At 52.8% G+C, this 13,309-nt stretch carries 15 protein-coding genes; 2 read left to right on the top strand and 13 right to left on the bottom strand.

Annotation, left to right across the window (positions count from 1 at the left end):
• Positions 1-19 precede the first annotated feature (19 nt).
• On the bottom strand, positions 20-589 hold the full coding sequence (locus tag RC74_RS14175) for a MaoC family dehydratase (RefSeq protein ID WP_082802307.1): 570 nt from the start codon (positions 587-589) through the stop codon (positions 20-22).
• Between the two features lie 32 nt (positions 590-621).
• On the bottom strand, positions 622-1,065 hold the full coding sequence (locus RC74_RS14170; RefSeq protein WP_039001221.1) for a MaoC family dehydratase: 444 nt from the start codon (positions 1,063-1,065) through the stop codon (positions 622-624).
• A gap of 158 nt (positions 1,066-1,223) precedes the next feature.
• Between RC74_RS14170 and RC74_RS14165 the strand changes: the two genes are divergently transcribed.
• Positions 1,224-2,357 (top strand): CaiB/BaiF CoA transferase family protein, encoded by a 1,134-nt coding sequence (locus RC74_RS14165; protein WP_039001220.1) that lies wholly within the window; start codon positions 1,224-1,226, stop codon positions 2,355-2,357.
• Between the two features lie 60 nt (positions 2,358-2,417).
• Here RC74_RS14165 and RC74_RS14160 read toward each other — a convergent pair whose 3' ends face one another.
• From RC74_RS14160 to RC74_RS14110, 11 genes are all read right to left on the bottom strand, one after another.
• Positions 2,418-3,257, bottom strand: a complete 840-nt coding sequence (locus tag RC74_RS14160; RefSeq protein ID WP_039001219.1) for a fumarylacetoacetate hydrolase family protein — start codon at positions 3,255-3,257, stop codon at positions 2,418-2,420.
• A gap of 14 nt (positions 3,258-3,271) precedes the next feature.
• Positions 3,272-4,000, bottom strand: coding sequence for an SDR family oxidoreductase (locus tag RC74_RS14155; protein ID WP_052274702.1), 729 nt, complete (start codon positions 3,998-4,000; stop codon positions 3,272-3,274).
• 15 nt (positions 4,001-4,015) lie between these two features.
• Positions 4,016-5,224 carry a UxaA family hydrolase gene (locus tag RC74_RS14150; protein WP_039001217.1) on the bottom strand — a complete coding sequence of 403 codons (1,209 nt, stop codon included), beginning with the start codon at positions 5,222-5,224 and terminating at the stop codon, positions 4,016-4,018.
• Entirely contained in the window at positions 5,221-5,535 is a 315-nt protein-coding gene (locus RC74_RS14145) for a UxaA family hydrolase (protein WP_039001216.1), read from the bottom strand. Before RC74_RS14145 ends, RC74_RS14150 begins: the two co-directional genes overlap by 4 nt.
• Entirely contained in the window at positions 5,536-6,588 is a 1,053-nt protein-coding gene (locus tag RC74_RS14140) for a Gfo/Idh/MocA family protein (RefSeq protein ID WP_039001215.1), read from the bottom strand.
• 12 nt (positions 6,589-6,600) lie between these two features.
• Positions 6,601-6,933: an L-rhamnose mutarotase gene (locus RC74_RS14135; protein WP_236939939.1), complete on the bottom strand. Its 333-nt coding sequence runs from the start codon at positions 6,931-6,933 to the stop codon at positions 6,601-6,603.
• Between the two features lie 6 nt (positions 6,934-6,939).
• Complete coding sequence (locus RC74_RS14130; protein WP_039001213.1) at positions 6,940-8,052, bottom strand: mandelate racemase/muconate lactonizing enzyme family protein; 1,113 nt, start codon at positions 8,050-8,052, stop codon at positions 6,940-6,942.
• A gap of 2 nt (positions 8,053-8,054) precedes the next feature.
• On the bottom strand, positions 8,055-9,146 hold the full coding sequence (locus tag RC74_RS14125) for an ABC transporter ATP-binding protein (RefSeq protein ID WP_039001212.1): 1,092 nt from the start codon (positions 9,144-9,146) through the stop codon (positions 8,055-8,057).
• 4 nt (positions 9,147-9,150) lie between these two features.
• The gene (locus RC74_RS14120; protein ID WP_039001211.1) at positions 9,151-10,017 is read right to left on the bottom strand and encodes a carbohydrate ABC transporter permease; all 867 of its coding nucleotides are present in this window, start codon (positions 10,015-10,017) and stop codon (positions 9,151-9,153) included.
• 4 nt (positions 10,018-10,021) lie between these two features.
• Positions 10,022-10,918 (bottom strand): carbohydrate ABC transporter permease, encoded by an 897-nt coding sequence (locus RC74_RS14115; RefSeq protein WP_039001210.1) that lies wholly within the window; start codon positions 10,916-10,918, stop codon positions 10,022-10,024.
• Positions 10,919-10,992: 74 nt separating this feature from the next.
• Positions 10,993-12,306 (bottom strand): type 2 periplasmic-binding domain-containing protein, encoded by a 1,314-nt coding sequence (locus tag RC74_RS14110; protein WP_039001209.1) that lies wholly within the window; start codon positions 12,304-12,306, stop codon positions 10,993-10,995.
• Positions 12,307-12,424: 118 nt separating this feature from the next.
• On the opposite strand from RC74_RS14110, the gene RC74_RS14105 reads away from it, so the two are divergent.
• Entirely contained in the window at positions 12,425-13,261 is an 837-nt protein-coding gene (locus RC74_RS14105) for an amidohydrolase family protein (RefSeq protein ID WP_039001208.1), read from the top strand.
• The last annotated feature ends 48 nt before the right edge of the window (positions 13,262-13,309 follow it).

The raw sequence follows: 13,309 nt of genomic DNA, 5'->3' as shown, positions 1-13,309 counted from the left end.
TAGACGCTCCCGTAAACTTTCAAGCTGACTTTTTCGCCTTTGCCAAAGCGATGGCCTGCGCCTCCTCCGCGAAGGGCTCTGGGTCGCTGTAAAGCGCGGTCATGAGGTGCTCGCAGTATAAAACCAGCTCTCCCTCTCCTTTATAGACGGAATAACTGACGCGCACTTTTCCCATTTCATCGGAGTGCACAACCTTGCTCAGGTTCTCGCGGATTGTATAAATCGTATCGCCAATGAAGACGGGTTTGATAAAGCGTAGGCGATCATATCCATAGGAAAAGGAGTTCAAACAATTGGTCGCCGCCAGCCCGAGGCCATAGGAAAACACCATCGCACCAGCCACCAAACGCTTGCCAAATACACCTTCTTGCGCGGCAAATTCTTGGTCGGAGACATAGGGATGATGGTCCATCACTAGACTGTTGAAAAGCATGGATTCCCCTTCGGAAATCGTTCGCCGTATCGAGCGGATTTTATCCCCTGGCGTGAAGTCTTCATAAAACCAGTTTTCCGCGTTCCAAACGGGAATTTCTGCGTGATCCTCGGGCAATCCCGGAAGGCCGCGCGCGTGAACACCAATTTCTGCCATGTCGTACCTCATTATAGGAAGGGGGATTGCGGTTATTTGCGCAACTCAACCAGTAAAATATGTTCGCAATACATCACGGTTTCTCCGCGCTGATTGAACGTTTCGGTTTTTTCAACGACCTGCCCAAATCCGTCACGCTTGGGATCGAGTTTCATGGTGCCAATCGTCACGACGGTATGGATCGTATCACCAATAAAGACCGGTTTTGGAAAGCGTAGCCGCTCGTAACCATATGTAAACGCACGCGGATTAATTTGGGTCGCGGCAAGCCCCACGCCAATGGCAAAGGTCATTGTGCCGTGGGCAATACGTTGCCCAAAAGGGAGTGTTTTGCAAAACTCTGTGTCCATATGATGGGGAAAAAAATCACCTGTATGCCCCGCGTGCACCACAAAATCAGTTTCCGTTATGGTCCGGCCGTTGGTCTTGCGCGTGTCGCCAAGGGCGTAATCTTCGAAGTATTGTTCGATTTCCATTAGGTAGCTCACAATTTTATTGTTTTATATATGCAATCAAAGTTTACATATAAAAGCACGCAACTCAACATAAAACTGGACATACAGTTCACTCCTTGACGGGTTTATAATATAAAACTAATTTTCATATAGAAAACATCGAATTTGGAGGACATCATTTGAAACCGCTAGAGGGCCTTCGGGTATTAGACTTCGCTCAGTTTTTGGCGGGCCCCGCCGCCGCTTTGCGACTCGCCGATTTGGGGGCCGAAGTCATCAAGGTTGAACGCCCAAATGGCGGCGATTTATGCCGCGGTCTTGTTGTGGCGGATCAAATGCTGGATGGCGACAGCTTGCTTTTTCACACCATCAATCGCAACAAATCTGGCGTTTCGGCGGACTTAAAAGACCCCGTTGATTTGCAGCGCGTGAAAAAGCTTATCGCAACCGCCGACGTCATGATCCACAATTTCCGCCCAGGGGTGATGGAAAAAATAGGTCTGGATTTTCAAACAGTTAAGGCTCTTAACCCGCGCATCATATATGCCTCGGTCACGGGATATGGCAGCAAAGGGCCGTGGGTGAAAAAGCCGGGCCAAGACCTCCTTGTACAATCCTTAACCGGAATGCCGTGGCTCTCAGGGGACAGTGATCAAGGGCCCGTTCCTGTTGCCTTTGCGGTGCTTGATATTACCTGCGGCAACCATCTGAGCCAAGGCATTATGGCAGCCCTTTTGCGCCGCTCGTTAACGGGCCAGGGCGCGCTTGTTGAGGTTGATTTGATGAGCAGTTCTCTGGACATGCAATTTGAGATGATAACCTCCTACCTCGCGGGCGCCCCGACCCAGCCAGAGCGCTGCGCCGTAGCGAATGCAGGCGTAAATTCGACAGCACCCTACGGAATTTACAAAGTGCGTGACGGCCATATTGCGATTGCGATGGCTCCGATTTCCAAGCTCGCCGACCTTTTGAACAGCCCTACCCTCGCCGCTTTTGGCGACCCTTTAATCGCGTTCACAAAACGTGATGAAATCAAAGCCGTCCTGCGGGATTTCTTGTTGCCAAAATCCGCCCGTGAATTGCTCGACGTGCTCGAACCCGCCGATATTTGGTGTGCCGAAGTCCTTGATTGGCCCCGAATGATGGAGGAGGAAGGGTTTAAATCGCTCGACGCACTTCAATCCGTCACGTCGCATGGCGGCACTCAAATGCAAACCACACGATGCCCTATCCGCATCGATGGGGAGGTTTTAACCTCAACAAAAGGCGCGCCGGCCCTTGGCGCGGATAACGCCGAATATTTTACGGACTAGCCCGCAAAACGGAAAAAGCCGCACCGATTATGGCGCGGCTTTTCCAATTATTTAATCGCTTTAGGCGTCTGCGACACAAACCTGCGCCTGTTGGCCGAGCTTTTCGATACCCAGTTCAACTTTGTCACCAGCTTTTAGAAAACGTGGCGGCTTAAAGCCTAACCCAACACCCGGAGGTGTCCCTGTGGAAATGATATCACCGGGATGAAGCGTCATGAACTGACTCAAATAGCTCACGAGGTGTGCAACACCGTAAACCATTGTTTTAGTTGACCCATTCTGTACGCGCTCGCCATTCACTTCAAGCCACATCGACAGATTTTGCGGATCGCCAACTTCATCAGGCGTCACCAAATAGGGTCCAGTTTGACCGAAGTTGTCGCAGGATTTCCCTTTGGTCCATTGGCCTTCACGTTCGATTTGATACGCACGTTCGGACACGTCATTGATGACGCAATAGCCCGCGACATGGTCCAAAGCGTTGGCCTCATTCACGTATTTCGCGGCCTTGCCAATCACGACACCCAACTCAACTTCCCAGTCGGTTTTCTCACTGCCGCGCGGGATCAAAATGGGATCATTCGGCCCGCAGATCGCGCTGGTTGCTTTCATAAACAGCACGGGTTCGCTGGGCACGGCCAAGCCGCTTTCTGCAGCGTGATCGGCATAATTAAGGCCGATGCACATGAATTTACCCGTGCCAGAAACGCAGGCACCCAAACGCGGGTTGCCCTCGACCAAGGGAAGGCTTTCCACATCCAAATCCGCAAACCGCGCCAAGTTTGTAAGAACTTCGCCCGCAATATCACCCACAAATCCGCTGAGATCGCGAATATTTCCAGCTGCATCCAAAACACCCGGTTTTTCGGACCCACGTGGCCCATATCTTAGAAATTTCATGTTAACTCCGTAGGTTAAGTGGACCATCCACCGTCAATTGCATGGGCTTGGCCCGTTGTGAATCCGCTTTCGTCCGCTGCAAGATAGCAAGCAAGAGCGGCGATTTCTTCGGACGTTCCGAGACGTCCCATTGGCTGGCGCGCTTCAAATTCGCCACGGGCTTTGTCGTAATCCCCTGTGTCGCGCAAACGTTGCTGAAGCGACGGGCTGTCCACGGTTCCGGGGCAAATTGCGTTACAACGCACACCCTGTGCCACATAGTCGGCCGCGACCGATTTCGTGAGACCAATGACGGCAGCTTTTGTGGTGCCATAAACAAAGCGATTTGGCACGCCCGTGATGGAGCTAGCCACCGATGCCACGTTGATAATGGAGCCATTTCCGCGCTCGATCATCGAAGGTAACACGGCGCGAATTGTGTCAAACATCGCCCGAACATTGAGCAGAAACGCAAAGTCGAGGTCTTCTGGGGTGGCATCAAGAATGGTGCCCGCATGGACAACCCCCGCGCAGTTAAACAATACATCAACATGGCCAATTTTCGCAACCAGAGCTGTGATTGCAGCACTGTCAGTCACATCCAATTGGTGTACTTCAAGGCCTTCGACGCCTTCCAATGGGGTGATGTCGCGATCCGTTGCAATCACGCGTGCGCCCTCTTGTACCATGCGTCGAACGGTTGCCGCACCAATTCCCTGTCCCGCCGCTGAGGCCAGAACAGTTTTTCCCTTTAGTCTTTGCACGAATATCTCCTTGAATTAGCGCGCCGGAGCCGGCAAACACGCAGGCCCGATGGGTTCAAATGATTTGTAGGTCAGGATAAATTCCTGATGTCCTAATTCTTCAGATTTGGTTTTTGCACCATCTGCTGTTGCGATGATAGTGTCAAATATCTCTTGTCCGACTTCTTCGAGGGTCTTTTCCCCCTCAATAATCGCGCCCGCATTGACGTCCATGTCATCCTTCAAGGCCCGATAAGTATCTGGATTTGCGCAAATTTTAATCACCGGCGCAAGGGCGGACCCAACAACAGAACCGCGCCCCGTAACAAACAGAGTCATATGCGCGCCAGAGGCGATCATTTCGGTGATTTCGGCGTTATCCGCGATGTTTGGGAAGCCAAACCGTACGTCACCGTCTGGAACGACGTCCATCAAATAAAGGCCGCCCGTCGGGGGAATATCGCCCGGCTTAATCAGGCCAGAAATTTGCGAACTGCCGGATTTCACATAAGCTCCGAGGGATTTTTCCTCAATCGTTGTGAGGCCCCCTGTGGCATTTCCAGAGGCGAAGCTGCCAAAACCAAGTGTGTCGTAATAGGCTTCTGCTTTGGTGACGGCGTTGCGCAGTTCTTGGGCCAATTCAGGGGTCGCGGCGCGCGCAGCCATAATGTCTTCGCAGCCGATCAATTCGCCGGTTTCTTCAAAGATACAAGCAGCCCCTTGAGCGACCAATTTGTCAAAAGCGCGGCCCGCAGCAGGGTTGCCAGAAATCCCGCTGGTCCCATCGGAGCCACCACAAATCGTGCCAACAATCAGATCGCTCACGCGCATTTCTATACGGGGAACATCGGCTATTTCGACGAGTGTTTTTTCAATCCATGCCCGTCCCGCTTGGATCGTCGTTGCTGTGCCGCCCGATTTCTGGATCACCAGTGTTTCGACGGGGCGCCCGGACTCGCGAATGACGTTTTCAAGCTTGGCACGGTTGAAACTCTCACACCCCAAAGACACCAAAAGCACCGCGCCAACGTTTTGGTGCGTACAGAGTTTCTCCATCATATTTTGGGCATAAGCGTTTGGAAAACAACCCGGAAACCCGATCAGATGGACCTCGTTTTCGCCAAATTTCTCCGTGATTTTGCGGCTCACGAAATGCGCGCATTCCACTAAATAAACAACGGCGACGACATTGCGAATGCCCTTGCGCCCATCTTGACGCGCGTAGCCTTGAAAGGTCTGTGTCATATGCTGTCCTCGCTCACGCCACTTTCTTCAGCGCGATAAACGGTTGCGGTATAATTGCTTTTGACGTTGTGCACATGCACATTGTTACCCGCAGGGATATCCTGTGTCGCTGTTCCGATGGGCATGCCATATTTGTAAATCACCTCTCCTGACGTGATGTCACGCGCGGCAATTTTATGCGCCAGCGAGACATCTTGGACGGTCGGGAAACTGTTGGCACCGATCTGAACAATCGTGCCTTTTGCCACCCCACGCAGGGCGACAAACACATTGTCTTTTTCATGCAGTTTTATAAAGTTCTCTGAGGGCATTTAGGGCTTCCTTGCAATCTGTGTCGCGGGAGTTGCACTGCTTTCATAGGCAGCTTCAACAAGCGCCATCGTGTTCCATGCATCTTCGACGGAACTGATCAAATTTGGGTCTTCGTGCGTTGCAAACCGTTGCAACTGGCTCATGCGACTGGCGAAAGCATCGATAAACCACGCGCCTGTGAGGGGGATTTCTGTCCACCCGTCGCCTGTATTTATCGACAGGATATCCGGCTCGCCGCGAGGATAATCAAGGTTCACGCCAAGCTGAACATAGGCCGCCCCTTTAGTGCCGCATATCCGAAATTCGCAGGCCTGATATTTGCGACCAAAACTGTGGTTATGATTGACCGACAGAGCACAGCGGACGGTATCGCCATAATCAAGGATCGCCGCCGTGCGGGATTGGGCGATTTTGCTGCTCGGGTGCCCCATTGTTTTGGCATGAACGCCGTTAGGATCACCCAGAATACTGCGAATGAAATCAAGATAGTGGATGGAATGGAGCAGAATTTCGACCCGTGGCAATGGCTCCAAAAACTTCCAAAGCCCCCAAGGCGTGTCCAGCGCAAGCCATGCATCAAAATCGACGATCTCGCCAAGTAACCCCTGATCCACGGCGTCTTTTAACGCCAACATCATCGGTGCAAATCTTAGCTGGAAATTCACGGCGGCTTTTAGGTTTTTGGCGCGACAAACCTCCAGAATTTCAGTGGCTTGCGCTAAATCGCTGCCCATAGGTTTTTGCAACAAAACCGCCGCTCCGTCCGGCAGGCTACGTAAGATTTTCGCATGCGCGTCCGGTGGCGTCGCGAGATCGAAAATCACGTTACGCTGTGCGGCGGCTTCCTCGGCCGTTTCAAAAACGTCGCAACCAAATCGTGCGGCAACTAACCGCGCCTTCTCAAGGTCAGGATCAAAAACACCCGCAACCTGATAGCCCGCCTTATCATAGGCCGGCAAATGCGCATCCGTCACAATCGAACCCGCCCCAAAGATCACGATGGGGAGCGGGTTGGTGGCTTTTGGCCAATGTTGCTGCAAATTGAGCGTCATGTCGTTTTCCGTTCAGTCAATGTGGAACACGTTTTCCATCATCGCCCACCAATCCTCTGGCCCCCGTGTTTCAAGCGGCGCCTGCATAGGCATACAAATCTCCCACCAGCGTTGGGTTTCAGGGTCGGCTGCCATAATTGCGGCATCAGCGGCAAAATCGCTACCGTGATATTCCCAATAACCAAACAACAGGTTTTCCGGCTCGCGCAGAAAGATCGTGTAGTTTTTGATATTGCATTCAGATATTTTCGCCAGCACCGAAGGCCAGACGTCTGCGTGAATTTTCTTATACTCGGTGATGTTTTCGGGCTTAACGCCGATCACCATTCCCATGCGTTCCATCATATCCTCCTATGCACCAAAACTGGCGCTTAGACCGTCGATTTTTTGGGCTTCAATCGCGTCCATATCCCAGTCAATACCAAGGCCCGGCTCCATACTGGCAAAGGCGCGTCCGTTTTCCATCCGCATGGCGGTTTTCGTAAGCCCATCAAGTTGCGGGATATATTCAAGCCACGGCGCATTTGGAATGGCACAAACAAGGCTGACATGTAGCTCCATCAGGAAGTGCGGACACACAGGCACATTGTGCGCTTCGGCCATATGCGCGACTTTCATCCACGGGGTAATCCCGCCAATACGGGCCACGTCGACCTGCACAATACTCGCGCCGCCCGTCACCAGATAGTCCTTGAACTGGCTGATCGAATACATGCTTTCACCAACAGCAATGGGCACCGACGTACTCGCCGCAAGCGCGACATGTTCCAGCACATCATCGGCGGGAAGTGGCTCTTCGAACCACGCGATATCCAACTGTTCAAGCATATGTGCGCGGCGGGTGGCCTCGGCGCGGCTCAGGCTTTGATTGGCGTCGACCATGATTTCATAAGACGGTCCCACGGCGTCGCGGACCGCAGCCAAACGCGCCCGATCTTCGGAAAGATGCGGCTTGCCGATTTTGACTTTTGAGCCGGAAAACCCTTTGGATTGTGCATCCAACGCGTCGGCGACCAAATCCTCGGTCGAGATATGAAGCCAGCCCCCTTCGGTGGTGTACATCGCGACGCTGTCTTTAGCTCCGCCCAACATCTGAAAAAGGGGCAAACCCGCGCGCTTACAACGTAAATCCCAAAGCGCCGTATCAATCGCCGCGAGCGCAAGTGAGGTAATCGCCCCCACCGATGTGGCATGAGTTGAAAACAGAAGATCCCGCCAAATACGCCCGATTTCCTCGGCCTCGCGGCCAATCAATTTCGGCACCATCGTTTCGCGCAACAGCGACATGATCGCGCCACCGCCCTGCCCGATTGTATAGCTGTATCCAAGGCCCGTTTGCCCTTCGGAATCGGTAATCCGCACAAAAGGCGTTTCTTGGCTGTCGAAGCTTTGTGTCGCGTCTGTACGCTTCACTTTTGGCTTCAAATCCACCGTAAAAATTTCTACTTTTGAAATCAGTGCCATGGTTACCTCAATGCTTTTTGGGTTACTGCGTCAAACAAGTGACAGCGTGTAAGATCAAGCTGAAAGGTCAACCGTTCGCCCGACTTTACGGGGCGCGGATTGTGCATTTTTGCCTGAATTTCCACGCCTGCCAAGGTGACAAACAACAGGGTTTCCGTGCCCAGCGGTTCAGAGAGATCGACGGTCATATCAAAGCTGGCCGCCTCGCCTTGCATCGGAAGGGAATGCCCCTCTGGCATCACATTATCCGCGCGAAAACCAAACACAACTTTCTGCCCTGCGCTGACTTTATCTTTGAACGCCGCGGGAACCGGCACCGAAACTCCATCAGTAAGATCAAGCTTACCGTCCGCCGTAACCGTGGCGTCCATCAGGTTCATCGGCGGGCTGCCGATGAAAGTCGCCACAAAGGTGTTTACCGGCGTTTCGAACACTTCAAGGGGGGTGCCCTGTTGTTCGATATGCCCGTCGCGCATGATCACAATACGGTCCGCGAGGGTCATGGCTTCGACCTGATCGTGGGTCACATAAACGATCGTGGTTTTGATCTTTTGATGCAGCTTCTTGATTTCGACCCGCATCTGCGCGCGCAGTTTGGCGTCGAGGTTGGAAAGCGGTTCATCAAACAGGAACACATCGGGGTGACGCACAATCGCGCGCCCCATGGCGACCCGTTGGCGTTGGCCACCCGAAAGCGCGCCGGGTTTGCGCTCAAGGTATTCCGTCAGGGACAGAATATTGGCGGCTTCGGCCACGGCCTTGGCGATTTCTTCTTCGCTTTTCTTGGCAATTTTAAGCGAGAACCCGAGGTTTTCGCGCACCGTCATATGCGGATAAAGCGCGTAGTTTTGGAACACCATCGAGATATTGCGATCCCGTGGCGGGAGGTTATTCACCACGTTCTCACCGATAGAGATTTCGCCGCCGGAGATATCCTCAAGCCCTGCGATCATGCGCAAAGTTGTGGATTTCCCGCACCCCGAAGGGCCGACCAGCACCACAAATTCATTGTGCTCAATGTCGAGATTAATCCCATGGACAACCTCAAGGGCGCCGTAGTTTTTGACGATATTTTTAAGTTGGACTTTGGCCATTGGATTATCCTTTCACACCGCCGAAGGTAAGACCGGCAATGAGGTGCTTTTGCACAATGAAAGTTAGGATGAGAGCGGGGATGATCATAAGGACCGCGAGGGCACACATGCCACCCCAATTGATGGTGAATTCCGAAGTGAAATCCCGAAGACCCACAGGCATCGTTTTTGAAAACGTGGAACGCGTCAACTGGCTGGCCAGCGCGTATTCGTTCCAGCTTGTCAGGAAGGCAAAGATCCCCGCCGATGCAATCCCTGCGCGGGCGACGGGAAATTCAACCCGCCAAAAAGCCTGCCAACGGGTACAGCCGTCGATCTCGGCGGCTTCGGCCAATTCATGCGGAATTTGGCGAAAGAACCCGTCGATCAACCAGATGGTAAATGGCACGTTCATCGCGACATAAACAATGATCAAGCCAATATGCGTATCGATCAATCCGGTTTTCGCCATGACGATGAAAAGCGGCAAGGAGAGCGCCACACCAGGAACGGCGCGTGTTAGCATAAGGCCGATAAATATCCACGTTTTCCCTTTGAACTTAAACCGTGCAAAAGCATAGCCGCCCGCCATCCCAACAAGGATCGCAATCAGGGTGGAGGTCACCGAAATAATCAGCGAGTTGGTGAAATATTGCACCACGGGAACCCCGCCCTCGCCCGCCGCGCCAAACATAGCGCGGTAGTGGTCGAGGTTGAGTTCATTGGGAATCCAAACGGGGGGTTTGGCCATGATCTCGACGGTCGGACGGAAGCTGTTCAGCACAATCCAAAGGCCGGGAATACAGATGATCGACATGGCAAGAAACAGGGTGATTTTATGCAGCGAGCCTAAAAGCAAGCCCTGAAGTCGGTGTTTTTGATTAATGTCCATCGGTCTATCCTGCCATGCCCAGCTCGCTACGAGCCGCGTTGAGCTTATTGAAGAAATACACGGTGAAGAAGACAGCGAGAATGATCGAGATATAGCCCATCGCGTTGGCATACCCCATTTTCGCGTCCACATATCCGGTGCGCCCAATCAACGTCCATAACAACTCGGTGCGCCGCGCGGGGCCGCCGTTGGTCATGATTTGAACGATGTCATATGCCCGCGCCACATCGAGGCTTCGGATAGCCAGAGCGATGTAAATAAAGGGCATAATGAAAGGCAATGTGATGTGTCGGAAGGTTTGCCACGGCGTACAGCCGTCCACTTTAGCCGCTTCCATCGGATCACTCGGGATCGCATATAGCCCCGCAAGAATCAGGATCGCGAACACGCTGGTCGACATCCAAGTTTCGGCAAAAACGATGGCAAAGAACGCAAGTTTTCCATCCACAAGCCACGGGATCGCGGTATCGGAAAGCCCCAAGGATTGCAGCGCACTGTTCACGAGACCAACGTTGTCGTTGAAGATGAACTTGAACTGAAAGCCAACAAGAATGGGCGAGAACATCATCGGGAACATCATAAAAGTGCGCAACGCCCGTTGGCCATAAGTTACCCTGTTCACGAGCAGCGCGAGACCAAGCCCGAGGATCATTTCAAGGTTCAAAGCAACCGTGAGCAGCAGAATTGTGCGGCCAAAGGCGACCCAGAAATTCCAGTCTCCCATGGCTTTTTGATAATTATAGGTGCCGATCCACTTCCAGAGCGTTTCGGGACGCGTCAGCCGGTACGGCGTGAAGCTGGAATACAGGGAGAGAAGAAGCGGGACGAGAACCACTGAGGCAAGGATTATGATTGCCGGCAGCAGCAACACGAACCACGTGGGCAGCTTAATGCGGGGCATGGCTGAAGACTTTTCTTTGGAGGGAAATTGCGGAGGCAGCCCGAAAGCCGCCCCCGCTTCGGAGGACCGAGAGTTTAGTAGACGCCGTTTTCTTGCATCATCTCATCGACAGCTTCAGAAGCTGTTTCAAGTGCCTCGTCGATGGTCTTGTCACCAAGAATTGCCGCTTGCAGCTCTGGGTAGATCAAGTTTGTCGCTTCAATCCAGTAAGGAGTCTGTGGCGCTGGGAACGCATGAGACGCCGCCGCTTGGAAGGCCGTCAAGACTTCTGCTTGGTAGGGATCATCCTTAGCTGCCGCAACAACAGTTTCCCAAACGGCTGTCCGTGTTGGCAATGGACCTGCAGAACTTTCAAGAGTTTGGCTCTCTTCGTTTGTGAGGAACGCAACAAGCGACGCGCCTGCTTCTTTGTTGTCACATGTTTCCGTCACAGAGAAACCATGGTGGCCCGACCAACCGGTCCGGATACCCGCAGAGCCTTGTGGCTGTACGATCACGCCAACATCGCCTGCAGCTTTCGAGCTTTCTGGATCGTTAAAGTAGCCCGCCCAGCCTGGCCAATCCAGATTGAGAGCAATGGAACCAGAAGCAAATCCTGCACCGAGGTCATCCCAAAGATAGGAGGTTGTTCCGGGAGGAACCGCGCCTGCTTCATATAGATCAACAAACCATGCGAGGGCCCGTTTGCCAGCATCGCTATTGAACGCAGGCGTCCAGTCGTCGTTAAACAGTTGCCCCCCTTCGGCGACGACCATTTCATAGAAACGGCCAACGATTGCTTCGTCCTTACCCGCGTATTGCGTGCCATAGAAGTTTGGCGCATCGGTAAAGAAGATCGCCTGTTCTTTATATTCGTCCCATGTGTCAGGCGGCGTCAGATCACGGCCTGTTTTTTCTTTATAAGCTGCCTGATTAGCCTCATCCGCGTAAACGGATTTGAGATAATACAGGGCGGATACGTCAAATTGTGCACGCGGCAGCATCACCAAAGCGTCGCCAATTTTGGACGCAGCAATGTTAGACGGCACGTATTCAGCAATGAACTCCGGTGTCAAATAAGGTGTCAAATCTGTGTAAAGGCTTGGGTATTGCGACGCAAAAGACGAGTGGTTGGAGCCAACACACCATCCCAAAGTGCCAGCCGCCATGTCGGATTTAAATTCTTTGTCCAACTCGAAGTGGTTCTTTTTGGAAATGATATCAACGGTGGCGCCTGTCTCGGCCTCCCACTCGGCGATACGGGCATAAAGCGCCTCATATTGCTGGCCACCAATCAATTTCGCTTGCAGCGTAACGCCGTCAAACTCGCCCGCATTCGCAGGCACAGCGCTTATGGCTGCAGCACAAGCCGTCGCCGATAGCAGCGCTTTAAGTGTTCGTTTATTCATTCTATCCTCCCATGGATCTACATTCGAGACGGTTATTTCGCCCGCTCTTGTTTTACATATAAACTTGACTTTTATATTTAGTCAATCATTCTCTTGGAGAAGTTTGAAAGGGAACCACATGCTGTTCGACACCCATCTACACCTGATTTATCTCGACCGATTGACCTACCCGTGGCTCAAAGATGTGCCCGCCCTCGACCAGCCAAACGAGCTTGAATCCTATACACGTATCGCGCGCAGGCTTGGAATTTCGGGGTGTTTCAACATGGAGGTCGACGTCACGCCCGACCAAATTGAACGCGAAACAGACCTCATGTCGGAGTTAATGGCGACGCCCGATAGCCTCCTCAAAGGAGCGATTTCCTCCTGCCGCCCTGAAGAGTCTATCTTTGCCGCACAGCTTGAACGTGCCGAATCAAACCCGACTATCTTTGGCTTTCGTCGTGTTTTGCACACGATGCCCGATGCAACGTCCCAATCAAAACTGTTCCGCGACAACATTAAAAAGCTCTCAAATACTCGCTTCACTTTTGATCTCTGCGTGCTCCCCGTGCAAATGCATCTCGCCAACGCGTTGGTGGATTATTGCCCCGACGTTCAGTTCATTCTCGACCACTGCGGCGTGCCCGACATCGCAGGCGGAGACATCGAGAATTGGGCGAAGGGTATCGACGAAATCGCAAAACGTCCCAACGTTGCGGCAAAAGTCTCGGGCGTCATTGCCTATGCTGATGCGCAATCATGGACCCTCGAAACCATCCGCCCCTATGTGGAACACGTCGCAAAAGCCTTCGGTCCCGACCGCCTCATTTGGGGCTCCGATAGTCCGGTTTGCAATTTGGGCGGCGGTCTCGAAACTTGGGTGGCCACGACCCATGCCCTCACAATGGACTGGAGCGCCGAAGAACGCGCAGCCCTGTATCGCGACAACGCAAAACGGATATGGAACCTTTAGCACCCCCATTAAACACGGTTTCGCTTTTGCAGGAAAACAGGTATGAAT

This window comes from Falsihalocynthiibacter arcticus (assembly GCF_000812665.2).
Lineage (GTDB): Bacteria > Pseudomonadota > Alphaproteobacteria > Rhodobacterales > Rhodobacteraceae > Falsihalocynthiibacter > Falsihalocynthiibacter arcticus.
Note: the sequence above shows the minus strand (reverse complement) of the source record. Positions and strands in the feature narration are given on the sequence as shown.

Bases quoted from the DNA above. Each gene is read 5' to 3' on its own strand.
- RC74_RS14110 (WP_039001209.1), bottom strand. From the start codon at position 12,306: ATGAATAAACGAACACTTAAAGCGCTGCTATCGGCGACGGCTTGTGCT.
- RC74_RS14125 (WP_039001212.1), bottom strand. From the start codon at position 9,146: ATGGCCAAAGTCCAACTTAAAAATATCGTCAAAAACTACGGCGCCCTT.
- RC74_RS14135 (WP_236939939.1), bottom strand. From the start codon at position 6,933: ATGATGGAACGCATGGGAATGGTGATCGGCGTTAAGCCCGAAAACATC.
- RC74_RS14115 (WP_039001210.1), bottom strand. From the start codon at position 10,918: ATGCCCCGCATTAAGCTGCCCACGTGGTTCGTGTTGCTGCTGCCGGCA.
- RC74_RS14160 (WP_039001219.1), bottom strand. From the start codon at position 3,257: ATGAAATTTCTAAGATATGGGCCACGTGGGTCCGAAAAACCGGGTGTT.
- RC74_RS14105 (WP_039001208.1), top strand. From the start codon at position 12,425: ATGCTGTTCGACACCCATCTACACCTGATTTATCTCGACCGATTGACC.
- RC74_RS14130 (WP_039001213.1), bottom strand. From the start codon at position 8,052: ATGGCACTGATTTCAAAAGTAGAAATTTTTACGGTGGATTTGAAGCCA.
- RC74_RS14170 (WP_039001221.1), bottom strand. From the start codon at position 1,065: ATGGAAATCGAACAATACTTCGAAGATTACGCCCTTGGCGACACGCGC.
- RC74_RS14140 (WP_039001215.1), bottom strand. From the start codon at position 6,588: ATGACGCTCAATTTGCAGCAACATTGGCCAAAAGCCACCAACCCGCTC.
- RC74_RS14120 (WP_039001211.1), bottom strand. From the start codon at position 10,017: ATGGACATTAATCAAAAACACCGACTTCAGGGCTTGCTTTTAGGCTCG.
- RC74_RS14175 (WP_082802307.1), bottom strand. From the start codon at position 589: ATGGCAGAAATTGGTGTTCACGCGCGCGGCCTTCCGGGATTGCCCGAG.
- RC74_RS14145 (WP_039001216.1), bottom strand. From the start codon at position 5,535: ATGCCCTCAGAGAACTTTATAAAACTGCATGAAAAAGACAATGTGTTT.
- RC74_RS14150 (WP_039001217.1), bottom strand. From the start codon at position 5,224: ATGACACAGACCTTTCAAGGCTACGCGCGTCAAGATGGGCGCAAGGGC.